This window comes from Thermospira aquatica, from assembly GCF_023525255.1.
Lineage (GTDB): Bacteria > Spirochaetota > Brevinematia > Brevinematales > Thermospiraceae > Thermospira > Thermospira aquatica.
Genome location: NZ_CP073355.1, coordinates 1,575,339 through 1,600,816, shown reverse-complemented (window position 1 = coordinate 1,600,816; position 25,478 = coordinate 1,575,339). Strand labels below are relative to the sequence as shown.

The window sequence follows — 25,478 nt, the reverse complement described above, 5'->3', positions numbered from 1 at the left end:
CAAAAAACTATCTCTGCCGATGATAATTCCCCATGATTTCAGCTTTATCAAGGATATGCCCATCCATTGCCCGAACTACCTGAGAACGAGTTGCCCCCTCAGGTAACCCCAGTACCACACCCAGCGCATACAACCGAAAAAAATATCGATGCACCCCAGAAGGCGGGCAGGGACCACCGTATCCAATCCCTCCAAAGTCCGTTCTCCCCTGTTTTGCACCCAAACGAGCCAGTTCATTCCCCGAAACATTCTGGGGGAGCCCTTTTACCGCAGGAGGAATATCAAACAACACCCAGTGAACAAAAAGCCCTCCCGGTGCATCCGGATCCTCACATAAAAGCACCAGACTCTGAGAATTCTCCGGCACACCATCCCACACCAATTCAGGAGAAATATCCCTCCCATCACACGTATAAAGGGAAGGAATCATCCCCCCATGCGAAAATGCAGGACTTTCGATTTTCATACCCTACCTCTTTCTTTACCCTTTGCCTGGGCATATTTAAAACTTTTTTCCTGAGTTTAGTATACTACAAAAAAATTTTTTTTGCAATAGGGAAAAATGTATATTTTTAAACCACAACAGCAAAAAAAAATAAAAAAATGTTTCAAAAAGAAACAAAATCACAATTCTAAAAATGAGTCAAAAAGAAACATTTATAAAAAAAGAGCTCAAAAAAACTCATTCTGCTCATTTTTTTCCGACATTTTTATCCCTTTTTCATAATTTTTTTGGCACGCTTTTTGCTAAATCTTTTACGAAGAAAAAAACAAAAAAAGGAGGTAGCCTATGAAACTGATTCGGAGAAACACAAACCCTATAAGCTGGTTGGATGATTTTTTCCGAACAGACTGGGTAACGACCTTTGATGGGACCCCATGGTCCTTTAACGTGGATCTCGAGGAGACTGACAAAGCCATCGTGGTCAAGGCAGATCTCCCCGGCATGGATGAAAAAGACATTAAAGTTGAGCTTTCTAACAACATCCTCACCATCAGTGGAAGCCGCTCAGAGAAGCGAGAAGAAAAGAACAAGAACTATCATCGCATTGAGCGATTTGAGGGGAGTTTCTGTCGAAGTATTGAACTCCCTCGAGAGGTAGATGCAAACAAAGCGAAAGCTGAGTACAAGAAAGGAGTGCTCACCATTGAACTCCCCAAAGTCGGTGAGTCCAAAACCAAAAAAATTGATGTAAAGATTTCGTAAGGAGGTTTTTATGACGAACATCTTTTATGAACTTGAGAGAATGAAACATCTCATGAATAGTCTGCTTGACACTCCCTTCTTCTGGGAAGAAGCGCGAGAGATGCGCTTAAACTACGCCAATATTTACGAAAACGAAAGTGGCTACATGATCCAGATGCTGGCTCCTGGTATCAAAAAGGAAGGTGTAGAGGTCCATTATGAAAATGACCTTCTCACCATCACCCTCAAGCCCAGCGAGGAACAAAACGACAACGTTAAATGGATCCGAAGAGAGCGTCTCAAACCCATCGAAAGCCGAAGCTATCGCCTCTCCGCAGAAGTTGATCCAACCAGGATTGAAGCCAAGCTCATCGATGGGATCCTGTTGGTCTTTTTACCAAAACGTGAGAAAAAAGAACCCAAAAAGATCGAAGTCAAGGTAAAGTAAGGAGGTACGTATGGAAAAACGCAAACTCATCCCCGCTTCTGATATCTACGAAAACGAAAATGCCTATGTCATCCTGATGGAGATGCCTGGCATAGACAAATCCACTCTCTCTGTCAAGGTCGATGAGGAGAGATTGATTGTTGAGGCCAAAACGGTCGAAATCGGCAAAGAATGGCGCCCCATTGATACCGAATTCGAGCTTGGAGAATATCACCGAGAGTTCCGCATTGGACCAAAAGTCAACCGCGAAACCATTGAGGCATCCTATCAGGATGGTATTCTCACCATTACCCTCAACAAAGCTGAGGACTTCAAGCCTCGTCAGATCGAAGTCAAAACAGCCTAAGACAAACACCCGCATCCTTGAAGGCGCCGTAAGGCGCCTTTTCTTTTTTAGAACCACAAAAAAAATGCCGATAAAAAAGAAAATGGTGAAATGGAAAGGATATCTTTCCCTTCTTTTTGTACTCCGTGCTGTCTCTTTCTATGCTGTCGATTACGTTGTTCAACCAGGTGATACGCTTCTCGGCATCTCACGGAAAATAGGAATACCTGTTGCCGCCATTCGACGAATAAATGAACTTACCTCAGATACCCTCCGGGTAGGCCAGAAACTCGCCATCCCTGACGAACTCCAGGAATACACCGTTCAGTCCGGGGATACCCTTATCGCTCTCTCACGGAGATTTTCTACACCCCTGCCTAGCATTATTCTCTGCAATCAACTTCCCGACGAAAATCTCTATACAGGACAAAAACTCCTTATCCCCATTTTTAAGAACAATCCTTCTTCCTCAAACTCTTTTTCTCCTTCTCATTCATCCGAAAATCCTGCCTCTTTAAAAAAACAGCAAACGCTCTGGCATACTGTCAGAAGTGGAGAAACCCTTTACAGCATTGCAAAACTTTACAACGTGAAAACCACCGACATCCAACAATGGAATACCAAAAATTCTCCCACCATCTACCCCGGTGAAAAACTCCGCATCTATACTACCACTGGGGAAAAGCACCCTCCTCCTAAACCACCAACAAACCAGCATCTTGCATGGTCAGGTGATTTCCCCGTTGATCGGAAACTCATCCTTTCTCTCGAAAATACTCCACGTGGTGTGAGAGTCCAGGTCAAAGAAAATACGGTGCTTCGCGCAACCACAACTGGAGTAGTGGAATATACAGGCTGGCTTTATGGTTTTGGGAACGTCGTCATCGTCTCTTTAGGACAGGAAAAACGTATTGTTTTTGGAGAGCTGGATACGATCACAGTTCGCAAAGGACAAAAACTCTCATCAGAAACCATTATTGCCAGTATTCAAAAAAACAGTTTTTTCTATCTTGAGATTCGAGACGGTACGATGGTGCTCAATCCGCTCAAATGGTACGGACTCTCTGTCGCTCAAAAAAATCTCGAAAAAGAAAAGAAAAATCCCTTGTGATTTTTTAAAGATAAAGATACTCTTTATAAAAATTTGCAACTTTTCTCTCGCCTAAGGTCTTATTATAACAAGATACTAGCTGTAAGGAGGAATTATGAAAAAACCTCATTCGGTTCAAATCTTTCGTCTCTTTTCCCTGGGTTTCTTTCTTGCTCTTGTAACCATACTCACGGTACTTCACCAAAAACTTCCTGGTTTTCCATCTGTCGATGCGCTCTGCCCTTTTGGAGGACTTGAAGGTCTGTACAAACTCGTTGCAGAAAACGCTATTCTCCAGAAAATTCAGCCTTCTTCGTTTGTTCTTTTGGGGGCAACTATCATTCTCGCCCTTGTGGCCGGCCGTTTCTTCTGTGGATGGATATGCGCTCTCGGGGTACTTCAAGGTATCTTTGGCTGGCTGGGGAAAAAACTTCTCAAAAAACGCTTCATCATGCCAAAAGTTATCGATCGTCCCCTTCGTTGGCTAAAATACATCGCTCTCTTTGGTATCTTATACTTCACCTGGAAAGCTGGCACCCTTATCATACGACCCTACGATCCTTTTGCCGCTTACGGTCATCTCGCTGCGGGATTCTCAGAACTCTGGGAAGAATTCGCCATTGGTCTTATCATCCTGATAGTCAGTCTTGGGCTTTCTTTTTTCTATGAAAGGTTTTTCTGTAAGTATCTTTGTCCCCTCGGAGCTTTCCTTGCTCTGGTAAGCCGCCTGAGTCCATTTCGCATACGCCGAGATAACCAAACCTGTATTCATTGTTCTCTCTGCACCAAGACCTGTCCCATGAATATTGATGTGGAACATACGGCGAATATCACCTCTTTAGAGTGCATCAATTGCCAGGAATGTGTTACCATTTGTCCTACCAAAAAGTCCACCCTCTCTAACACCTGGTGGCGCAAAAAGCTTTCCCCTTTCACCATTGCTCTTATTGGGCTGGGCATCTCTATCACCCTGGTAAGTGTCGCAGCTCTCACAGGTCAAGCGCGCTTTAGCGATATTCCTCTCTCTGAAAAGGCAAAAACCGCTTCCCTATCACCTGATGATATCAAAGGATCTACAACCCTTGGGGAGGTTCTTGAGAGCTTTCATTTAGAGAAACAAGATTTTTATCAAGCCCTTCAACTTTCAGAAACAAAGATTCCTCTTGAAACACGTATCAAAGATATTGGAACCCTGGCAGGTATCACCAATTGGGAAACCGAAACAGTAAGAGAAGTCGTCAGAAATCTTCTTTCCAAAGCCACTAACTCACAACAAATAGAAACTCTCCCACAAAAACAACCTTCTTCCGGACAAACTCCCTCCTCCTCTTCTAAAACTGAAGGCCCCTCTTCTCAAACCGAAGGCTTTTTCCTCGAGGGAACAATGACCATCCAGGAGATCGCAAACTCACTCAAACTCTCCCCAGAAGAGGTTATCAAAAGACTCGGGCTACCCAAAGACATTCCCATAGACAAACCCCTCCGAGACATGAAAGACACGTACGGCTATACCATCCCGGGGTTACGAGAAAAACTTCGCTAAAACCAAAAGCCAGGAAAATTTTCCTGGCTTTTCTTTTTTCCCTTTTTGTGGTATACTATCTCTACTACTTGAAGGAGCATAGGAATGTCCTGTTTTCAAAAAACGATAACCGTCACCACCACCAAAAGAGAAGAACTCATAGACATTACCAAGCAGATTGAGCGTATTGTTCAAGAAAGTGGTATCCTTTACGGCCTCTGCAATGTTTATGTCCAGGGGGCTACTTCCGCCATCATGATTCAGGAAAACTGGGACACCTCCGTCCAGGAGGATGTGATTGATCTGCTTCGTCGTATCATCCCCCGGGGTGTCTGGCGTCATGACCAGCAAGATGGAAATGGAGATGCCCACCTCAAATCTGGCCTCGTTGGACCCTCTGAAACCATCCCTATTATCAATGGCAAACTTGGCCTCTCCACGTGGCAAAACATCTTTCTCTGTGAGTTTGATGGACCACGAAGCACCCGTAGTATTGTGGTGACAGTCATCGGAGAGAATTCAGTACGGCTAAATTCGTAAAAGAAGCAGAAGCTCATACGTATTTCCAAAAGTTGCATTTTCTCCTTTGTTGCCTTATACTATTTTTATCAAAGGTGGGATTATGGAAGTTATTGATGTCAATACAATCAAAGAAAAATACCCCTATCTCAACCAACCAGGTATCTCCGTAGAATCCGCTATGCGTCACGAAGACACGATCTGTATTACCCTCTCCCTCGCCGTCGGAAAACTCATCGAGATTGTCGACAATTATGACTGGCAGTGTGTGTTTGATCGTGGAATAGACGAAAATACCGAGGTCTTCACCTGTATTGCTAAAAAAGAAAAAATCTAAAAGTACACTTAAACCCCTACAAAAATCAAGATTTCTTTATTTCCTGTCGATTCTTTTAAAGAAGTAACAAAAAAGGGGCTTAGCACCATGAAGAAAACATCTCTCACCTTTCGTGTTTTAGTGGCTGTACTTTTTAGTGTCTATATCTCAATCTTTTTGTATTCTCTTATTCTTCCTTACATTTTTATGATGCCTCCCACTGAACGCGTCTCATTCTGGATCAAAATGGGAGTGGTCGTCTCCATTTTAGCTCCGATAAGTTCCTTCATAGTTTATCTCTTTTACAAACCCGTTTCACGATGTATCAATATCATACGTGCAGGTAGTGAAATTCCCCAGTGGCTCAGAAAAAAGGCCATGCATTCCTTTCGTACTATTCAAGGATTTCTCTTTTTGATAGGACTTTTTGCCTATGCAGCGGGAGTGGGATTAAATTTTCTTGGAGAAATGATTGTAGAAAAAAAAGCCTTTGAACCACTCTACTGGTTCTGTCGAGTAGCCCTCGCCCTCAGTTTTGGTGTCTTTAACGGTCTGGTGACTACTCGTATGGTACATCTCGCCTGGCTCGAAGCAAAATATCTCATGGGAATCACTTCTCTCCAAGAACAAGAAGAAAAATACTCCTCTACCTTTCAAAAAACCTTTTTACCCGCGTTGTTTCTTATCCTGTTTATCGTTGTCTTTAGTGGCGTAGGGGCCATATATTACATCTATCATGCCCAGCTTTCACAAGAAATTCCCTCTCTTTCCCATGCTATCTCTCATTTCGTCTTTATAGAAATGTACCTGTTAATCATGGGTAGTATTCTCTTTGCCACCATCCTCTGGGAAAATCAGTCCCACATTTCCAATCTTCGAAACCAGATCATTCAGTTGTCTCAGGGAGCTATGGACCTCTCAAAAAGAGTTTTCATCCTCAGCTTTGATGATGTTGGTATGATGACCGAAGGTATCAACCGCATCCTTGAAAAACTTCAAAACACCTTTCTCACTATCCAGGAAATGCAAAAGATTGTTCAGAAGTCCGGAGAGATTACCAACAACATCATGAACCAATCCAAAAGTGAAGCCGAAGAGGTAACCCACATCATCACTGAATCGGGAGAAAACTATGAAGCCCAGGTCGATGTGATTCGTGAAGCCAACAAACGCTTCAAGGAAACCATGGAAGAGGTACGAAAAGCCATCTCCAACTATCTCACTCAACAAAATGTTCTCGAACGTATTATCGAGTCCTATCAAAAAGTCATCTCTACTTTTAAAAACATGATAGATATGACACTCTCTTCTTCCGAACGTTTTGAAAAACTCTCCAAGGTTGTCTTCGAGGGACACTCGGGCCTGAGTGAACTCCTTGACGCGTCAAAAGCTGTTCAGGAAACTAACAAAAAAGTATACGAAATTGTGAAACTCATTATGGATATTTCCGACCAATCCAACATCCTTGCTATGAACGCTGCCATTGAAGCCTCGCACGCTGGAGAATACGGCAAGGGTTTTGCTATTGTGGCTTCTGAAGTACGACAGCTTGCCATTCATACGGCAGACTCTGCCCGTCAGATTGAGAGCCTCATCCACGAAATGCAGCAGAAAAACGAGCGGGGAGCAAACATCAACGAAAAACTCAATGAAATCTTTCAGACTATGCAAAACGAAATGAGTTCCACCACCCAACTAATCTCCAACATCACCCATATGGCTCGAAACGAAGCCTCCACCGCAGAAATAAGCCTCCAGGAGCTTCAACAAATGCAAAAGATATCTCAAATCATCAAAGAAAATATACGCATCATCGAATCCAATGATGGTTCCCTTTCAGAAATCATGACAGGTCTCGGTGAAACAGCAGAAAAACTTGCCGAACTCAGTAAGCGTCTCATGGATGGCATCTCCTTCATCACTTCATCCTACACCAGGATCGGCGAAGCCTTTAGCAAGAGTTTTGAAGCCATTCAGCAACTTGATAGGGCTATTGCCAGTTTCCGTATCCAAGATGAATAGCAAAAGATGTTTTCTCATTTTTGGGGGAATGCTGATCTCCCTCTCTCTCTTTTACGGATGGAGGAGCTGGCACTTCACCGATCTCGGAGCAGAGGCTTCAGGAGTTGGATCAGCGATTGCTGCCCACCCTGCCAGTCCCACCACGATGGATAGTCAGCCTGCTTCTATCGGTCTGCCCTTTCGTACGACTATCACATGGAATCTTTCTACCTCACTCACTTTGAGAGATCCTCTCAGTGGAAGTTACAACCTGCAACCAGACCCCATTCCCTTTTTGGGAATAAGTACAGGTAATCCACTGTATGGATGGGGTATCTCCATGCGTCGCCTCATCAGTTCGTATGTTTCGGATCTCGGGGTATACACGCTTGGTACAGGCGCAAGCCTCTCTGTTTTCCCTACGTTGCGAGGAGGGGTATATTGTGGAATACTGCTCGCAAAAGAACAAGAACACATCACCCTTGGCTGGAACATCTCTGCAGGAGTTTTATACCAGATCACTCCGGTTTTAAGGACAGGGGCTTCCTGGTACTATTTTCCTCCCCTTGAATGGCAAAACTCTCTGTACGGACAAAAAGTCATTGAACAATTCCCTTCACGATTCCGCATAGGATTTTCTCTCACTACACCAAGAGGAGAATGGCTTTCTGAGATAAATTATACCGATGTTTCAGGGAGTCTCTTTACTATCAATGGTACCAACCAAACCGTGAAAACATCTCTGCTTACTCCCTGGGATATCCGAATCGGATGGAGAAGCCAACTATCTTGGCTTGGTATTCCGTATCATATTGGAATCTTCTCAGAAAACCTATGGACAACTCCCTCCCCTCTCAAACAATGGGGTATCACTGTTGGCTTCGTTGCAACTGGAAAAAACACCCGCATAACCCTCACGTGGCTAGATAGCTACCTCTTTTCTCTCATCAGTCGAGATGTTCAACCAACCGAAAGAGGAATGATAAGCCTCAGCTATTTTTTCTGATGATCACAAAGATCAAAAAACGATAATGCTTTCTCATAGATATCCTCCCGCTTCTTTGAAAGAGAAAGAAGCGGTGGTCCTTCAATACCCTCTTTTAATTTGAGAGGAGAAGAAGCCAAACCCAAAAAATGCTCAACCGCCCTTTCGGAAACAAAATGAGAGCCTCTGGAATACTGGATCAAAAAGGGAACCTGCATCCGACGGGCATCCGTCCAGAGAAAAACCGTGGCGCGAAAAAGTGCACCCCAGAATCTCGCCGTTATAGAGGTACAACGCGCCTCATCCGAGGCAATTGTCTCAGCTATATGTTCATCATCTGTAAGATCCTGGAGCAAAAACGGAAACTCTATCCTTGTATTCGGGGCAATCTGAGAAGCCATATGATTTTTTGCGATATCCATCTTTGAAAATCCCAACTCAAGAGAAAGCAACGGATTCACAGCGACAATACCACTCGGACATTGCGGATACTCTATACCATACATGAGAGCAATCGTTGCCCCAAGATTTTCCCCCCATACAAATATTTTCGCTTGGAGATCCTGCTGACGAATCTCTCGGCTTACCTGCACCAAACTTCGGGTATACTCATGAAAATCGCTAATATCTCCTCTATTCTGAACAGTTGTGGCTCCAAACCCCAACAGATCCATGTCTCTAACTATAAACCCTTTTTTTTGAAAAAAATCCTTGACATAAAAAAGATACTTCCTCGAAAGCCCTATGCCATGCAATGCGATGAGATATTTTGCCATATTTCCCTCTTTTTTTATTATCGACAAAAAATGAGGAAAAAGTTAACACTACGCTCGGTAAACAATCAACATCGTTCTGTCATCTGTTGGTGGTGCATCCCCACAAAATGCTAAAAGATCCGATATAACCTTATCCCTCATCCCATGAACATCTGTAGAGGCAAACCGACTAATCGCCTCATAGAACCTCGTCTCCCCATACTCCTCGTTTTTCTGATTCTTCGCTTCTGTAATACCATCAGTATAGAGAATCAGAAACTCTCCTTGTCTTAAACCCACTTTATAAAGCTGGATCTCCGGATCAAAAATCGAAGACTCCACCATTCCTACCGGCATACCACCGCCTTTTAACAAGCGTATCTTTCTCTCCTGTGGATGATAAAGTATTCCTTGCTGATGTCCCGCACTTGTATAATAAAGCTCATGGTTCTGGATATCAAGCACCCCATAAAAGACCGTTGCAAACATGGTAGGTAAGGTATCACGATAGAGCACAGGATTCACTTCTTTAAGCACCCTGGCAGCGTCCAGTTTCCCACCAGCATACGTACGAAGAGCAGAACGAAGCATAGCCATCACCATCCCTGCACCCACACCGTGTCCTGTCACATCGGCAACAACCACACCCAACCGATTTGCTCCCACCTCAACAAAATCATAATAATCCCCTCCAGATTCTGTCTGTGGCTGATAGTACACACTAAAAAGATATCCCGATACTTGGGGATACTGCTGAGGCAAAATAGCATTCTGGATTTCCTTTGCTGACTCAAGCTCAGCTTCCATGCGGCTTTTTTCTTTAACTTCTTGAAACATTTTTGCAATACGGAGACTCATCGCATTAAAGCGTTCTGCCAAATCCCCTATCTCATCATAAGAGAACACCTCCACCTGTTTTCCCCATTTTCCAGAAGCAATCTCCTCCGTTCCCTCCGCCAATTTTGCCAACGACTGAAGCATAAATCTCACAAAGATCCAGGCAAGCAAAAGCACCCTCAAAAGAAGAAAAACCGCCATATCAATTGAACGCAACTCAACAGCTTTCTGCTGTCTCTCAAAATCTTCAATAGAAAGTAAAATCGCCACTGTTCCTGTACGATAGGGAGCATAAAGATATTGGAAAAGCTCATGAATGGCCGAACTATCAAACTCTCGTTGCCTGGTACGATAAGACCTGAGTTTAAGATAGCTCTCCGCGGCATTTTGCATTGCTACGACAAAATACGACTTCTCAAAAACAGCCGTATATCCTTCCTCTGTAAACTTTTTCTTTGAAACCTTATCTTGAGCCACTCTATTTGAAACATACCCCTTCAAAAGCTCATCGAGTAAATCTGTCGTCCTCCACAGAGACTTCTTTGTCTTCGGAGAAAACTCAATATATTTTCTCAAGTAACGTTCAACACTATCTAAAAAAACCAATGTCTGTCTATCTCTTTCCTTGAGAAGATTGGTGTGAGTAAAGATCTTTCGCGAACGGTACCATTTTTGATACTGAAGAATCTCCTTCTCTGAGACTCCCGCTACTTGAAACCACCGAACGAGGTTTGTCATCTGATTAGAGACAAGCACCTGCTCCTGTCCCCGCTTATAACGATCAAAAACCTGCTTCAAGGTGTAGACTGCTCGCACCAATGATGAGGTCATGAGCCCTTTAGACTTCAGTTTTTCGCCAGCAAGAGTCAAATTCCCCGATACATCAAAATAACGATCATACACCTCATCAAATCTCTCAATGAGAAGAAAATTCCTCCGAACCTCGGCTGGTAAACTCTGGCTCCGAAAAAGCTTTCCTTCAGACACATCACGGAGGAACCCCTGCCATTCTTTTGATACGATACCCTGAGAAAAACTCTGATCATACAGAGGTATAAAAGCCTCATACGAACGCTGAAGCCTCACAAAATACAAACGAGGAAGATACCCTTTAAAGAGAATCTCACGATTCGTTTGACTAATCTTTCCCCCTACCAGCTCCGGTTTGGTATGAAAGACTATATATCCATTAGGATCAACAAAAAAAGCCATACTAAAAGAGGGAATATTCGTCAAGGTAAAAAGATACTCCTGGATAGACATATATTGACGTTGTACCAAAAGCTTCTGCTCTTTTTCTCGCTGAAGTTTCTGTTGACGACTCTGTTCTTTAATGGCTGTCCGGAGAACCTCTATCTGCCTCTGCAGTTGCTTTTGTTTTTTATCCGTCCCAAAGATATTCTCCAGAAAACTATTGAGACCTTTCTCGTCTATATCCCTTGAAAAGGTGGTAGACAAAGCAACATCACTTGTTCCCTCCGTGGAAACCTGCCCCCATTTATCACTTGCATACCCTTCAACATTTTTGCGAAAAGCATCAAGATACACCGAAAGATTTCGTGCGATCAGATCCTCTCTCTCTTTCTGTTGCTGCACCGCATTATAACGAATAAATGGGACAGCAAAAACCAAAAACACAAAAGCAACAAAAAGCACCACTTTAACCTGGAGACTCACACGAAAAAGACGAAAAACTTCTTTCCTCTTCCTCATACCCTTTTATGTTACAACTTACTCAAAAAAAATGCAAATTTCTCTTTTGCTATCACCTCTTTTTACTCACCACAATCGACAAGGCTGTTGTAAGTTTCAAGATATTTTGATTCAACGAACGAATCCGCCCACACAAAACCTGCGCAATAGCCTTCAAAAGCTTATACCCAATCGTATGATTGCGCTCACAGAGATCATAAAAATCCTTTTGAAACACTTCGTAGAGTTCTACATCGGTCATGGCTTTTACGGTTGCCGAACGAGGAGCCCCCGTCAAAAGCGACATCTCCCCAAAAAAAGGCATCTTCACCTCATCATAGGTAGCAATAGATTTCTCGGCCTCCATCCATTTATCATCCCCCGTTCGCTTCAGAGTAATTTGACTTGTCACCTGAACCACACCCTTTTGAAAAAGAAACAACGACGTCCCCTCATCTCCTTCACTCACGATCACTTCCCCTTTTTTATAATGCCTGTAATGAAGAATATCCCCAACCTGTTTTCGCTCTTCTTCGGTTAATTCAGAAAAAAGCGTTATTTTCCCTAAAAAAGATTCCTTCTCTTGCATAACCACCCCTTTATCGTATCACGAAAGCATACGTATCTTCAGAAGAGAGGATATAATCATCAGGGGGATTAATATTTACATGGTATTTTGTTTCTTCCGTCTCTTCTCCTCTGAGTTTTGAACGAATGAACTCATCAATAGCATCATTGCCAGAAAGCATATCCTCTATACTGAGCTCTTTTTCTGTCCTATAGATTCCAACCACCATAAGTCTATACTTTTCTCTCATGGCCAAAAAATACTCCCGGAACGGCTTCCCAATAAACTGGGGTTCTATACCCACAATCGTGAGCCTCGGACTCTCATAGTTTGCCACCAAATCCTGAAAAAAAAGTGGTACAGCAGGAGAAACCAGCGCTGCCGAAAGAAGTGTAGGACTAAACGCTCCATTAAAAATCACATTCTCTACCCCCGCTCTCTTAACAGCACTTGCCTTTTCTATTTTTATCACCTCGGCACTCACAGGAAGATCGGGATGAATTGCCTTTAAACTCAGCGTTGCCATAATCGTTCTATCATCGGCATCATCCAGAGAACGGTGATGAAAATTATCCGCTAGAATAAAAGCATGAAAGGCGTTTTCCACACCGGCACGCCTGAGAACCGCCTCTTTGGTATAATCCCCAAAAACAAAACGGAGCATAAGATGGGGAAATTTATCCTTTACCTCGAGAAATTCATCCTCAGACATGTCATTTACCAATACCACACTCATTGCCTTGTCTCCCATAAATTCAGGAAGTACCATCAAAAATCTCTCGAGATAACCATTGACTCCGAGAACCAAAACATGTTTTTTTACTCTTACCACCGCCAGTCCCCTCCGTTCTTTGAGTTTTTTGTCTATTAAAAAAGAAACAATCTGACCACTCAGAATAGCATAAAACGCCACTCCAAAGACAATCACAATCACACCAAGTAAACGACCAAAAGCTGTTCTCGGAACAATATCTCCATACCCAACCGTCGGAATAGTGACAATAAGCCACCACAGCGCGTCCCCAAGCGTCCTAAAAAGATCATTTCCGCCAGAACGTTCCAACCACCAGATAAGAGGCACCATCCCGAGTAAAAAAACAAAAAGCACCAAAACTATCTGATTACTAGGTTCAGAAACAAGATTTGCCAGTTTTAAACTTGCCGTTTTAAACCAGGAATTTCTCCTTCGCATCAGACTGCCTTCTCACTCTCACGAATAATCTTATTCAAAAGCTGTTTTCCTTCCTCTTCAAGCCCGACAAATTCCATTGCCATGTGAATACCCGCATTTTCACCGGGAATATAATTCATCCGTATCACCCTTGTTCTCACTTCCAGCTCAGTATTTTCATATTGAATACCAAGTTTCAGGATAGAATTTTCCTTAATCGTATGCATAAGGTACATATTTTTATTCACCACTGAGATGCCCCCCAGAGAAATATCAACCAACTCAAGTTCCTCACTTTTTCCCTCAGGGGCAGCTGCATACGATTTCACCAAAACCTCAGCAATAATATCCGCCAAACTGCGAATATAAAAAACATCATAAATGCTGAGCTCTTTCTTGCCACTCTCTCTTGGTACAGTAATCTCAATAGCCCCCATAACCTTATCGCCTATAAGAATAGGAATAAGAAGATACGAAAGGATCCCCCGACTCATATACGTCTGCCTGATCTTATCCAGAATATCCGGAGCCATCTTCTTTTTAATCATCTCAAAATACTTCTCGTACCCGATAACCCCAAACTTCTCTCCAATATGAAGATAGTTTGGAATATTTTCCGTATCCGAAATCCAGAAAGGCTTTTTATACGTATACACTACTCTTTCCAAAGGAGAAATCTGATCAAGGTTCTTAAAAATATTAATCTTAAACTGCGGACTAAAACGTTTAATTTCTTCCCCTACCATGCCAAGGATCTTTTTGAGATCGGGATTTTCTTCCTTTAAGGCAAGATAAATAACCCGCAGATTCTCTGGAAGTTCTGAAATATTCACCTGTGTCGTTTCTTGAAGTTTGGTTTCTATTTTTTTTATATAAACTTTGACCTTGCCTGGCTCTTTTAGGCTATAGCGATTATACCGTCTCACAGGATGATACCATATCCGCTCAGGAATCAAAACTTCAATTGAACGAAGTTGAAAGTTATACAACCGAACTGTAGTAGGCGCTGAATAATAAAAATTTTTATTGTACTCAAAGGAAAGAATAACATTCTGAATAGGCAAAATCGCGGGTTCCTTATCAAAAAACAAATTGACCACACTCATATCCACCCTGGTGACAAAACCTGTCAGATGAAATTTGTTTTTATTCTCCTGCAACATAACACCAATACGTTTGATCCTGACGTGATTGTAGAGATTGATAATCTCATTTTTTTGGGAAATTTCCTTATCCATACACTTTCTCCACTATTTCTATGGTTCTGGATTAAACCTCCAGATGTATATTTCGCCTCTCCTCGTTCCTACAAACAATTTTTTCGTCAAAGGCTCATACTGGAGTGCCATCACATCGGATCCCAGATTTTCCATGCCTACCACCTTTTCCGTTTCCAGATCCCAGAAAAGAAGCGTATCGTCTTCACCACCACTGGCCAGGTATCGCCTGTCCAGAAAAGCTACCACAAGTACCGCTCCTACATGTCCACGCAACTCTTTAAGAGGAGATTTTTTCAGAACATCCCAAAGATAGATCAGTCCCTCTCCGCCAGCCGTAGCAAATACTCCTCCTCCTGGAGCTACAGCCACATACTCCACCGGAAACATGTGTTCCCTTGTAGAATATATCGGCACAAACTCTGGAAAAGTAAACAGAGAAACGGTGCCATCTTCGCCCCCCGTAATAATGATCTTTTTCTTTTCGTCATACGCAATACTCCAGATCTCTTTCAGAGATATCTTTTTTTCACCCACAAGTTCGAGAGATGGCACACGCCAGAGTCTGATAAATCCATCCGCTCCTCCACTCACCACCATATCTTCTACTTTTTTGATTGTTTGCACCCTATTCCTGTGGCCATTGGTACGCACTCCTACCTTCTGATTCATTCTATCCCAGAGAACAAGCTCTTCATAGGCTCCATAGACCACATAATTGTCATTTTTATCAAAAGCTAAGGGCATTCCCCAGAGCTGAGAATAATTTTCCTTTAAAAGGGTTACACGCTCCCACTTTGCTGTATCCCAGATTGCCACTGTCCTATCAGCACTACCCGTTGCCAGAAATCTTCCATCCGAAGAAAATACCCCATAAAAAATATAATTCCCATGGGCAACAAAATTCGTTTCCAGAACAAAAGGAGAGCGACTTTCAAAACGAAATTCACTCTCCTGCTTCACTACTCGTTCACACGCCGTCAAACAAAAACCCACCCAAAAACTCGCTAACAAACCAACAAAAACAAATTTTTTGCCCATTCCCCACCTCCTTCCAACTTCACATAAGGAAAAAGGGCTGTCATAAGAGACAGCCCTTCATTTTTTACCAGTTATCAATCATATCGTCTGCATTCAGATTGAGCTCTGAGTAGAGATCGACATCCGCTGTAAGGTAATCAAAGTACACATAGAACGGGCGTCCTATCATATCATCCGGCTCAAAATCAATACGAAATCCCAAGAAGGTGACCCCCCGTTCTTCAGAGACCTTGTAATTTTCCTGTTCAATCGTATCGGGAATATTGATCGTCATCTGTTTCCATCCTACCCAGATAAGCCTATCCCCACGCAGATACTTTATACGATCAAGATAATCCCTCAGTACGACACTAATAACATGCCGATAGTTTCTTCCCACCACCCAAACCTTGAGGTTTTTGGTAATACCACGAATCTTGGCTGGTTTAGCGGGGGTAATAGAAACCCACGACCAATCACGCTTCATAAAAGAAACCTTTACACCAAGGGCATATTTATTCTTATCCGATTTAATCGCCGAAGGAGACCCTTCACGACGGATAGCCGAAGCATACCCATAGTCCCTGGGAATAAATGCCGACCATTCCCCTGCTGCCTCAAAATCATCAACCAAAAGAGTCTGAAGCAACTCCGTGGCTACCGTCTTATCAGCAGATTCCCCTGCGTTCGTATTGATAACAGGAAACTCTCCCAATCTCAGATTCCCGCCGGTATTCTCCACCTGCTGGGCAAACAGAACTCCCGTAACAAAAACCAGGAGTACTCCACTCACCAACATCCATATAAGAAACCATTTTGCTCTTTTCATAGCTTTTCTCCTTTGCCGTTTTACCATCGGTTATTGGCCAGATCGTCACCGTTGAAACGTTCAAGGTAGACATCGGTTTGGACCTGAAGATAATCCAAATACACATAAAATTGATCAACCCTCTCCTCAGGATGACTCCAGAGCTTGATCATCTCAAGCTTAAGCGGCTTGAGGAAAGGTACATGATTTTGGGCCTGAGGAATATACGACGGAACCGTTGTTCGAAGATTCTTCCATCCCACAAACTTAATATCCCCCGCCGGAACCCTGTGAAGAAAACCCTTGTAATCCCGCAGATAAAACTCAAGCCAGTAGTTATAATTTCCACCCCAAAGCCACATATCGAGGGATTTGACCACACCCACCAGAGAAACATTGGTTTCCTTTACATCACCAACATTGGAAGGCTTGCCATTCGCATCTACCCCAGCTCTGGCCAGATGATAGGGAATAATCTCAACATAATTGTAACCCTTACGCACATATTGTGCCTTCACTCCCAGAACCCATTTCTGACGCTGCTCCATTTCTTCAGGAATACCGAGTGGCTTCCCTGCAAAATAGGCAGAGTTACAAGCCTCGGGATCAACAGGGCTCCCCGGGTCCATGATATTAGAAGGTTTAGCAAAACGAGAAAACCTCGCCTTCCACACCAGATTGTTGGTCTGGTCTTTCTCATCACCAAAATCACTAATCAAAAACGTCTGCAAATTCACAGTCTCCCTGTCTCGGTCGGAAAAACCCCAACCAAACAGAGAAGAGGTATACCCAAAAAAAAGCAACATGGTCAAAAGCGTTATCAACCAAATCCCTTTGTATCTCATAAACCTCTCCTTACGTTTAATTCTCTAATAAAGTCTCTATCTTATTTTCGGCATTTACTAGTAGAATCTTTGGTGAAAATGAAAAAATTTTTTCTTTTTCCACCTGTGCAAAGGCAGCAATAATCACCCTATCCCCCACACGGTTGTGGTGGGCTCCCGCACCGTTAATACAAATCACCCCACTTCCACGTTCACCTTTCAGAGCATAGGTAATAAGCCGAGAACCATTGGTAATATTCCAGACGTGTACCTGCTCATAAGGATAAATCTCCGCGGCTTCCATAAGCTCTTCATCTATCGTAATACTTCCTACGTATTCCAGATTTGTCTCTGTAACAACCGCTCGATGTATTTTAGATTTTAGCACTGTAAGCAACATAGTACCCCTTCCCATCCTCTTTTTCTCTCATCATCATTCCAACACCAGATAAAAATCTGTAGTTCTGCCCCAATAACGGGACTCTGTCTTGATCACTTTTCCCTTGGAATTCTTGATCACATAGGTGAGGTAGATATTGTATTTCCCTTTGGGAAGGAAATTGCCATGGATAGTTATACCATTCCAATACCTTGTGTATTGAGCCTGGTTGTTAATCACCTCTATTCCCCTTACTCGACCGATAAGATTAGCACTCTGAACTTTACCACTTTTGAAAGGAACCGCATACAAATAAAAGTCTACAGTTTTCCCCTCCTGAGTAAATACCCACGAAGAAATCTTAATGTATCGACGGGGAGAAAGGGTTTGTCCGGACCGATCTGTTCCCACCTTCATATAGCTTCCGACCTTGGCTACTTGAGGAGAACGCTGCACAGAAGAAGATACCGCAGGTTTGGATGTTTGTGGCACCTCTATTGGCTTATCCTCCAGAGGAGCAATCTCAGATAAGGTATTTGTACTCTCTATCTGGGAAGAGGCCAGAACTATCGGTTCTACCGTCTGAAGAGTAACTTCATTAGTTAAAACTGGACTTACATTGGTTTGAGAAAGCACTTCATCTTTGAGCAAATTTGCATTCCTGGTCAAATCTTCTTCGCTTATTTTTTTCTCTGTCTGACAACCTGCAATCGCAAGAAAAACAACGGCAAAAATCAACACAATAAGCTTTTTCATCACGCCTCCTTGTTACACAGAATACTTAAATGAATACAAGATCACACCGCTTGGCACCTTGGGATAGAAATCAAAAGCCCTCGGCATAAATATTTGATTAGATGGAAGTTGCACAAAATCTAAAAGTGAAATCGTTTGCGTAAAAAAAGCCACCTGATACTGCTTGTTTTTCACCCTCTCAAAAGCCCTCTGATCCTGGCTTTCATAATGCACATCGGGATACCGTGGGTTCATCCCCAAAATCTTTCGAATAACCTGTTCATCGACTACCAGAGGTGAGAAACCCTGTCCCCCCACTGCAAGAAAATACTTCGTTGAAGCCTGGCTCAAGGCCACACCAAATGCTGAAACCTTCTTTGAAGCATACTCAGAAAGCAACAGCCTGAGTTTTTTTCTTGCTGCCTTCTCTGTCATAGCATCCTGGAAAGGAATGGCGGCCAATTTAAAAACAGTCCCCATCTGCTTCATGAGATCCTGAGCAGAAAGAGGCAGCGTCTTAATCAGCCGGTTCCACGGTAGTGGAGTAAACCCCTCATCAGCCATGTTGACAAGCGCTATAAGAACATAATTCCATGGTTCCTCACCTGTATACGCCGATCCCTTCGCCATTTTTTGTTCTTCCTGATAACGGAGAGCTGCCATGAAGCGATGATGCCCATCCAGGAGAAAAAGTTTCTCTCCCTGAAGAGCAGAAGCCAACCGATCAATCACTGCAGGCTCGGAAACCTGGTAAATTCGATGTTCGTTTTCACTACTCCCACCAAAAGAAATCAAAGGGGGGAGGGAAAGATTTTGAGAAACATTGTCTGCAATTTTTAGCGATGGATTATGATAACCCACCAAAAGTGGCTCAAGATGACACTGAGAGACAGCAATCCGCTGATAACTGTCCTCAACGTATTCTTCTATTGTCTCTTCATGAAGACGAAGCCTTTTAGCCAAATCTTCTACAGCAACACGGGCAAAAATACCGTATCGGCGTTGCACGGTACCCTGAGAAATAAAAGACTGCTCATAAACATAAAGCGATGCCACTTTATCAAAGAGAATAACATCACGAATAAACCATCCAAAAAGCTTGTGTTTCGCTGTTACATAACTCTCATTATCACCAGGAACAGTTCGAATGACGTGAGAATAATGATAAGGATTTTTTTGAAGCTGGTTCAGCTCTCCCGTTTCCAGTTCATCATAGGGTGAAGAAATACAATCTTCAATCCGAGCGATTTTTTGTGGGTTATAATACCCTGCCTTGAAGGGAAGCAACCAGGCCATACATCACCTCTTTTGTTGTATCGATTTATCCTTGTATTTATCGGCTATTTTTCTTGTAAAACTAAAAGTTTTTAAAAAAAATTCCTCCTATTGCCTTATATATCCAAAAGCCACAAAGCATTTTTGGAGAATATAAGCTCCTCGTTTGTTTTTCCAAGATCAAGACTCCGAATTTTCGCCGCCATCTCTCCTGCCCTCGTCCAGGGAAAATCACTTCCAAAGAGCACCTTATACGGCTCATGCGCCAAAATAATCTCTTTGAATAAAGTGTTAGGAAGATCGAGAGAAAACGATGTATCAAGGTAGAGGGAAGATGCCCCCACAAGCTCCTGGGCCACCTCTTCCCATTGACGATACCCACCCATATGGGCAAGAATCAACCTTATACCTCTCACTTTGAGCACCTCTCGAAATCGCTTTGGCGTCCCATGCGTGGTAGAAAAAGCTACATCGCTCCCTGCATGCATCAACAGAAGAAGATGATACTTAGCACAAAGCTCATAAAACTCTGTCATCCGCGGATCATCAGGGTAAAAATCCTGATATTCGGGATGAAGTTTTATACCCCTGATGCCCTGACTGGCGAGAAACGCTATCTCCTCCTCCGGATTTCCCAGACGCACAAAGTCTGGATGATAGGTTCCAAAACAAACGACTTTAGTCTGTTTCTTGTTCCATTCTACCATTTGTCGATTGATAGAGATCACCTGTTCTGGCTTGGTTGCCACTGGTAGATTAACTGACAGTGAGACTCCATCTTCTTCCATAAACTGGACAAGACTCTGGTACGTTCCATCCCCATAAAGTTTCCATCCACTAGCATTCCTCATGGCTTCCATTGCCTTAGGTGCTATTTTTTCAGGATAGAAATGGGTATGAAAATCAATAATCATTTCTCTTCTCCTCTGTAGATTCGAGGCACCCGTTTCGACACACCACACATCACCTCATAAGGAATCCTTTGACTCTTTTGAGCAAATTCTAGCAGAGAAATCTCACCCCCAAAAATCTCCACTTCTTCTCCTTCCCTGATACCTTCTTTATTCTCCCCCAAACTCACCATCATAGAGTCCATACACACCCTTCCTACCTGGGGATAGCGTTTCCCGCGAATAACCACCTCATATGTTCCAGAACCCACCACAGGAACAGCATCCGCGTATCCAATAGGCAAAACGGCTATCCACTCTTTTGGCATAGTAACACGATACGTACGAAGATAACTTACCGTACTTCCCTGTGAAAGCCGTTTCATCTGGACAATTTTGGTTTTAAGAGTCATCAAGGTTTTCACGTTCGCAAAAGGAACAGAAGCAACTCCATAGAGAGAAATCCCGGGACGAATATGCGTGAAATCCGTCCCATACGCATCGGAAAGATTCCACACAGCTTCACTGTTGGCTATATGCCAGAAGGGAATATGAACACCTTTTTTTTCAAGATCATGACGCAAATTTCGCATACGTTGGATCTGATGCTCGGAAAACTCCCTATCGTGATCAGCCGAGGGCAGATGAGAAAAACACCCCTCCACCGTAATGCCGGGGAGCTCCATCATAGCAGAAATATCTGAAAAAGCCTGTTCAAAAAGAATTCCAAATCTCCCCATACCGGTATCGACCTTCACATGAACACGGAGGCTTTTGTCAAGAGCGACGGCTGTTTTACTGAGATGCTCAGCTTCAGCAAGAGAAACCACCGTGGCCACACACCCACAATTTATGATCTCCCTCTGCCATCGATGATCAACAGGTCCTAAAACCAAAATATCTCCCCTCACCCCATTTTCACGCAGTTCTATCGCCTCATCAAGAGTAGCCACCGCAAACCAGGATACACCTTCTTGTTCAAGCGTACGGGCAATCTCTACTGCTCCATGTCCATACCCATCGGCTTTCACCACAGCTATCATGGATTTTTTGTTCGCGTGGGTAAAGATACTTTTCAGATTCTCTTTCAATCGCGTAAGATCTACCTCTAACCATGTAGAGCGAAACGAATGGGTGCTAAACATATCTCTTCCTTACATTCTCAGCTATAATGTATTATGGCATAAGAAAGAAAATTTTTCAAAAAAAGAAGGCCGCCTTTCGACGGCCTCCCTCATGATGAGCAAACTTATTCTCCCTGAGCAACCTGGCTCTCATACTGATTGATACTATCGAGTACCTTTTGAGCCTTGTTCTGAAGGTCTTTATTGACAGGTTTAGGCTGCTTGTCCCAGGCATCCTTGCGAGCTTTTTCAAAGAGGGCGTAAGGCATAGCATACTGCTTGTAGTAGATATAATAGGTCTTGGATTCGCCTCCCTGAACCTCCTGGACATATTCCCAGTAGTCAGCCACATTCATAGCACCAGAGATATTCACATTTTTGGAAACAGCAGCAATTGTCTCTTCAAAATAAGTTTCCAGGGCTTTGTCAGAATCTGGATCAAGCATGCCTGCTCTTGCCAACGCAAACTCCCGGGTTGCCACCTGCTTGATAGCCTCGGTAAGTTTGGCAATCTTCTCAGCTTCAGCAAGGCGTGCTGCGTTGTCTTTACGAACAGCCTGAGCGGAAACGGTAAGATAGATGGTTTTTACGCCTTCTTCATCTTTACCGATGTACCAGCGTTTGTTCACCCACTTTGGCTTGGGCTCTTCACTTGCCTGAATAGTATAAACCTTGATGCGAAGAGCGTCAGCTTCAGGAGAAACAGGTTGCTGAGGTTGAGGAGCAGGCTCTGGCTTTTTCCCGCCACAGCTTACCACCATGAGAGTTACTGCCACCAATGTCATCAAAAACCACACAGATCTTTTCATAAGATCCTCCTTTTGTGTATATTTTCTTTGTTTTATGCCATGCTATTGCATGGTAAAAATCAACTCATTACCTCGCAGAGTAAAAAGATCCAGTGATTCGAATCCTGGTTTCGCCGTCACACCATCAAAAATAATCTCCATAAGCTCATTAGGACTTCCCTGGAACTGGATCTCAAACTCCGCCGTCCTATCATTTTTAGAGTAAAGTGTTTGTTTTACACTCTTTACTCTTTCAAGTTTTGAGACTGTCCCTGCAAAGGCGGATGCATCTCTTGCAGAACCAACCTCAATCAGTCTCACCGTATAAAATCTACCATCTTTTACATATTTTTTCAAGTTTATAAACAGATCTTTTGAAACTTTTTTTACAGCATCCCGCATACTGGCGGTAACCGATGCCTCAAGAGATGCTGAATCATACTCTTCACCACCCTTCTGGATGCTAGCTATTACCCTTCCTCCTGTTCTCACATAGAGCTTACAATCAAGAATAACATGAGCAGTTGTCCCTGCACGATAGCTTACTGTTGGTGTAACCTCTCCGTAGAGTTCCGCGTGAACTTGCTGGGCTATCAAAAGCCCAAGCCCAACATTGCCTCGAGCCTCCTCCTGGAGAAGGTTTTTCTCTTTCAGAACTCTCTCAGCTGCCTCAAGATCAATGACTTCTAAGCCACTCTGGAGAAATTCCTGATTCAAAAGCTGAATTGCCCGTCTAGCATAGCGCTCAGCATCTGGATCGCCGGTTTTCTGAAGTGCTTCCGGATTGTAGAAAATAAGGAGAGAAAGACCAGAAATGTCCACTCCTGATAGATCCATCTCTACCCCAGAGTTTTCTCTTTGTGGCGATCCTGACGATGGCTGTGTCGTAGGAGAAGACGAGGGAGCTGTCGTCAAAAAACCAGCAGATCTCAAATCTTCCCGAAGTTTTTTCGTTGCTATCGTTGCCTTGAGAGCCAGAACAAGATTCCCATTCTCATCTCGCTTAGTCGATGTCCATTCCTTTTGCAGAATATAGGGAGAAAACTGCGCCTCGTTTGCAAGAAACTGCCCATCAATACTTGTCTTTTGAGCTGTGTAATCCCTCTCCCCCAAAATCTTCACAATCGCCTGCCGCATCACATCCTGATAAGCAAGCTTACGACTACTGGAGAATTCTTGAGACTGGCCTCTCCCTTCAAAAACCATGGTCTCAGGGAAACCCATCTCTTGAGGCTGAGCTGGCGATGAAGAAGATATTGCTTCTGGAGGTCTTGGAGAACCACACGCCACTAAAACTAAACATCCCATTACAAGACCTATGATTCGTTTCATGGACCACTCCTTACTATTGTTCTCACATTATACTACACCCATTTTGTTTTTTTTTCAAGCAAAAAAAGATTTTTTTACAAAAAAAAACGGGCTGCTTGAAGCAGCCCGTTTTTTACACATGGAATCGCTTATTCTACATCGATATAAGCGTTCTTACCGCCGAAGCCATCATCCATGAAACCAGTAGGCTTTGGTTCCATCTGATCTACCACTTCGGACTGATCCTGGAAGATCCACTGGCCATCAGCAGTGTACTTGTAGATGTAGCGGCCAGGAGCAAACTCTACAGTGATAGCCCAAGAACCATCGGCCTGCTTCTCCATAGCATAGTTAGGATCAGCAGGATTCCAACCGTTGAAATCACCAGCGAGGTTCATTACCCCGTACTCTTCTCCCTCAACACCCTTGTAGGAGAAAGTGATCTTACCGGCTTTCACCTTGCCACCTGTGCCAGCTGCTTTTGTGGAACCGCCACCCTCGCCACAAGCAACGAGCATCGTACCAGCAATCAATACTGCCAGCATAGCCAGAACTGACTTCTTCATAGACCTTACCTCCATCTTATGGATTTGTTTCTTATATGATAGCATATTTTCCAAAAAAATCAAGTGTTTTTTGGAAAATTTTTATATTTTTTTTTGCTCGTGATACCGCAGCATCATCAAAAGAAGCCATTTCACTAAGTGCCCTCACCGCTGCTCTGAGCAAAGGCACGGTAAGAACCGCTCCCGTACCCTCTCCAAGTCTCATTCCAAGCTGCAGGATAGGAAAAAGTCCAAGCTTCTCCACTACACGACGGTGTCCCTGTTCAGCAGAGAGATGGGCAAGAAAGGCATACTCTTTCACCAGAGGTTCAATCTCCTTTGCTATTGCATACGCTGCCGTGGCAATAAACCCATCGACAACAAACACCTTTCCAAGAGCTGCTGCCCCAAGATAAAAGCCCACCATCCCTGCAATCTCCAATCCCCCAAAGGCTTCAAGAAGAGAGAAAGGATCATGTCTGTCAAACCTTCGTCTGTGAAAAGATTGGCTAAGAACCTTTGCCTTGTGACGGAGCATGGTATCATCAAGCCCTGTGCCCCTCCCCACCAATACTTTCACAGGGATCCCACATACTCCCGAAAGCAGTAACGTTGCGCTACTGGTGTTTCCTATACCCATCTCTCCAGCAATAAGTACATCCGCATCTTTCCCATACTCAGAGGCAATTTCTATGCCTTTGCGCACCGCCGTCTCCACCTCTTCCCTTGTCAAGGCCTGTTCTCTCAAAAAATTTCTACTTCCCGAACGGACCTTGCAGTTTATCAGGGCTGGATGAGAGGGTAACTCCCCCTTTACCCCCATATCCGCTACCAAAAGTTTTGCTCCAACCTCTCGAGCAAATACATTCACAGCGGCACCCCCTCGAAGAAAATTTGCCACCATCTGGCCAGTTACCTCCTGGGGATAAAGGGAAACCCCCTCCTCCACTATACCATGATCACCAGCAAAAACCACAACGACCACCTCTCGTACAAAAGGAGTAAGAGTTTTTTGAATAGCCGCCACACGACATGCTATCTCTTCAAGCATACCAAGAGATCCGAGAGGTTTGGTTTTGTTGTCCATTTTTTTTCGAGCTTGTTGCAAGATATTCCGATCAACGGGTTTTACTTCCACTAACCTCAT

The 25,478-nt window shown here is 43.5% G+C and carries 27 protein-coding genes; 9 read left to right on the top strand and 18 right to left on the bottom strand.

Features of this window, described 5'->3' with window-relative positions; genetic code table 11:
• Positions 1 to 7: 7 nt before the first annotated feature.
• The gene (locus tag KDW03_RS07695; RefSeq protein ID WP_271434500.1) at positions 8 to 466 is read right to left on the bottom strand and encodes a YbhB/YbcL family Raf kinase inhibitor-like protein; all 459 of its coding nucleotides are present in this window, start codon (positions 464 to 466) and stop codon (positions 8 to 10) included.
• Positions 467 to 790: 324 nt separating this feature from the next.
• Here KDW03_RS07695 and KDW03_RS07690 point away from each other — a divergent pair, with 324 nt between their 5' ends.
• From KDW03_RS07690 to KDW03_RS07650, 9 genes are all read left to right on the top strand, one after another.
• Positions 791 to 1,207: an Hsp20/alpha crystallin family protein gene (locus KDW03_RS07690; RefSeq protein WP_271434499.1), complete on the top strand. Its 417-nt coding sequence runs from the start codon at positions 791 to 793 to the stop codon at positions 1,205 to 1,207.
• A 10-nt stretch (positions 1,208 to 1,217) separates the two neighbouring features.
• Positions 1,218 to 1,634, top strand: coding sequence for an Hsp20/alpha crystallin family protein (locus KDW03_RS07685; RefSeq protein ID WP_271434498.1), 417 nt, complete (start codon positions 1,218 to 1,220; stop codon positions 1,632 to 1,634).
• 10 nt (positions 1,635 to 1,644) lie between these two features.
• Entirely contained in the window at positions 1,645 to 1,980 is a 336-nt protein-coding gene (locus KDW03_RS07680; protein WP_271434497.1) for an Hsp20/alpha crystallin family protein, read from the top strand.
• Positions 1,981 to 2,065: 85 nt separating this feature from the next.
• Positions 2,066 to 3,070, top strand: a complete 1,005-nt coding sequence (locus KDW03_RS07675) for a LysM peptidoglycan-binding domain-containing protein (protein ID WP_271434496.1) — start codon at positions 2,066 to 2,068, stop codon at positions 3,068 to 3,070.
• Positions 3,071 to 3,164: 94 nt separating this feature from the next.
• Positions 3,165 to 4,592 (top strand): 4Fe-4S binding protein, encoded by a 1,428-nt coding sequence (locus KDW03_RS07670; protein WP_271434495.1) that lies wholly within the window; start codon positions 3,165 to 3,167, stop codon positions 4,590 to 4,592.
• Between the two features lie 84 nt (positions 4,593 to 4,676).
• The gene (locus tag KDW03_RS07665) at positions 4,677 to 5,111 is read left to right on the top strand and encodes a secondary thiamine-phosphate synthase enzyme YjbQ (RefSeq protein ID WP_271434494.1); all 435 of its coding nucleotides are present in this window, start codon (positions 4,677 to 4,679) and stop codon (positions 5,109 to 5,111) included.
• A gap of 82 nt (positions 5,112 to 5,193) precedes the next feature.
• Positions 5,194 to 5,427: a hypothetical protein gene (locus KDW03_RS07660; protein ID WP_271434493.1), complete on the top strand. Its 234-nt coding sequence runs from the start codon at positions 5,194 to 5,196 to the stop codon at positions 5,425 to 5,427.
• 87 nt (positions 5,428 to 5,514) lie between these two features.
• Entirely contained in the window at positions 5,515 to 7,428 is a 1,914-nt protein-coding gene (locus KDW03_RS07655; RefSeq protein ID WP_271434492.1) for a methyl-accepting chemotaxis protein, read from the top strand.
• A gap of 28 nt (positions 7,429 to 7,456) precedes the next feature.
• The gene (locus KDW03_RS07650; RefSeq protein ID WP_271434491.1) at positions 7,457 to 8,413 is read left to right on the top strand and encodes a hypothetical protein; all 957 of its coding nucleotides are present in this window, start codon (positions 7,457 to 7,459) and stop codon (positions 8,411 to 8,413) included.
• On the opposite strand, the gene KDW03_RS07645 is transcribed toward KDW03_RS07650, so the two are convergent.
• The 17 genes from KDW03_RS07645 to cobT form a co-directional block, all read right to left on the bottom strand.
• Entirely contained in the window at positions 8,401 to 9,168 is a 768-nt protein-coding gene (locus tag KDW03_RS07645; RefSeq protein WP_271434490.1) for an alpha/beta fold hydrolase, read from the bottom strand. The genes KDW03_RS07650 and KDW03_RS07645 overlap by 13 nt on opposite strands.
• A 48-nt stretch (positions 9,169 to 9,216) precedes the next feature.
• On the bottom strand, positions 9,217 to 11,697 hold the full coding sequence (locus KDW03_RS07640; RefSeq protein WP_271434489.1) for a SpoIIE family protein phosphatase: 2,481 nt from the start codon (positions 11,695 to 11,697) through the stop codon (positions 9,217 to 9,219).
• Positions 11,698 to 11,749: 52 nt separating this feature from the next.
• Complete coding sequence (locus KDW03_RS07635; protein WP_271434488.1) at positions 11,750 to 12,265, bottom strand: Crp/Fnr family transcriptional regulator; 516 nt, start codon at positions 12,263 to 12,265, stop codon at positions 11,750 to 11,752.
• 10 nt (positions 12,266 to 12,275) lie between these two features.
• On the bottom strand, positions 12,276 to 13,436 hold the full coding sequence (locus KDW03_RS07630; protein WP_271434487.1) for a potassium channel family protein: 1,161 nt from the start codon (positions 13,434 to 13,436) through the stop codon (positions 12,276 to 12,278).
• Positions 13,436 to 14,653, bottom strand: a complete 1,218-nt coding sequence (locus tag KDW03_RS07625) for a PilZ domain-containing protein (RefSeq protein WP_271434486.1) — start codon at positions 14,651 to 14,653, stop codon at positions 13,436 to 13,438. The genes KDW03_RS07630 and KDW03_RS07625 overlap by 1 nt, the downstream gene beginning before the upstream one ends.
• An 18-nt stretch (positions 14,654 to 14,671) precedes the next feature.
• Positions 14,672 to 15,673 carry a WD40 repeat domain-containing protein gene (locus KDW03_RS07620; protein ID WP_271434485.1) on the bottom strand — a complete coding sequence of 334 codons (1,002 nt, stop codon included), beginning with the start codon at positions 15,671 to 15,673 and terminating at the stop codon, positions 14,672 to 14,674.
• A 64-nt stretch (positions 15,674 to 15,737) separates the two neighbouring features.
• The gene (locus KDW03_RS07615; protein WP_271434484.1) at positions 15,738 to 16,481 is read right to left on the bottom strand and encodes a flagellar filament outer layer protein FlaA; all 744 of its coding nucleotides are present in this window, start codon (positions 16,479 to 16,481) and stop codon (positions 15,738 to 15,740) included.
• 20 nt (positions 16,482 to 16,501) lie between these two features.
• Entirely contained in the window at positions 16,502 to 17,305 is an 804-nt protein-coding gene (locus KDW03_RS07610) for a flagellar filament outer layer protein FlaA (protein ID WP_271434483.1), read from the bottom strand.
• A gap of 16 nt (positions 17,306 to 17,321) precedes the next feature.
• A complete protein-coding gene (gene panD / locus KDW03_RS07605; RefSeq protein WP_271434482.1) occupies positions 17,322 to 17,684 on the bottom strand; it encodes an aspartate 1-decarboxylase in 363 nt (120 codons plus the stop codon).
• Between the two features lie 33 nt (positions 17,685 to 17,717).
• Positions 17,718 to 18,419: a hypothetical protein gene (locus KDW03_RS07600; RefSeq protein WP_271434481.1), complete on the bottom strand. Its 702-nt coding sequence runs from the start codon at positions 18,417 to 18,419 to the stop codon at positions 17,718 to 17,720.
• 12 nt (positions 18,420 to 18,431) lie between these two features.
• Positions 18,432 to 19,694, bottom strand: coding sequence for a DUF1015 domain-containing protein (locus KDW03_RS07595; RefSeq protein WP_271434480.1), 1,263 nt, complete (start codon positions 19,692 to 19,694; stop codon positions 18,432 to 18,434).
• A gap of 95 nt (positions 19,695 to 19,789) precedes the next feature.
• Positions 19,790 to 20,587 (bottom strand): amidohydrolase family protein, encoded by a 798-nt coding sequence (locus KDW03_RS07590; protein ID WP_271434479.1) that lies wholly within the window; start codon positions 20,585 to 20,587, stop codon positions 19,790 to 19,792.
• The gene (gene alr, locus KDW03_RS07585; protein WP_271434478.1) at positions 20,584 to 21,708 is read right to left on the bottom strand and encodes an alanine racemase; all 1,125 of its coding nucleotides are present in this window, start codon (positions 21,706 to 21,708) and stop codon (positions 20,584 to 20,586) included. Before alr ends, KDW03_RS07590 begins: the two co-directional genes overlap by 4 nt.
• Positions 21,709 to 21,812: 104 nt before the next feature.
• Positions 21,813 to 22,496, bottom strand: coding sequence for a hypothetical protein (locus KDW03_RS07580; protein ID WP_271434477.1), 684 nt, complete (start codon positions 22,494 to 22,496; stop codon positions 21,813 to 21,815).
• A 42-nt stretch (positions 22,497 to 22,538) separates the two neighbouring features.
• Complete coding sequence (locus KDW03_RS07575) at positions 22,539 to 23,807, bottom strand: hypothetical protein (protein ID WP_271434476.1); 1,269 nt, start codon at positions 23,805 to 23,807, stop codon at positions 22,539 to 22,541.
• A gap of 128 nt (positions 23,808 to 23,935) precedes the next feature.
• Positions 23,936 to 24,367: a glycogen-binding domain-containing protein gene (locus tag KDW03_RS07570; RefSeq protein ID WP_271434475.1), complete on the bottom strand. Its 432-nt coding sequence runs from the start codon at positions 24,365 to 24,367 to the stop codon at positions 23,936 to 23,938.
• Between the two features lie 16 nt (positions 24,368 to 24,383).
• Positions 24,384 to 25,478: a nicotinate-nucleotide--dimethylbenzimidazole phosphoribosyltransferase gene (gene cobT, locus KDW03_RS07565; RefSeq protein ID WP_271434474.1), complete on the bottom strand. Its 1,095-nt coding sequence runs from the start codon at positions 25,476 to 25,478 to the stop codon at positions 24,384 to 24,386.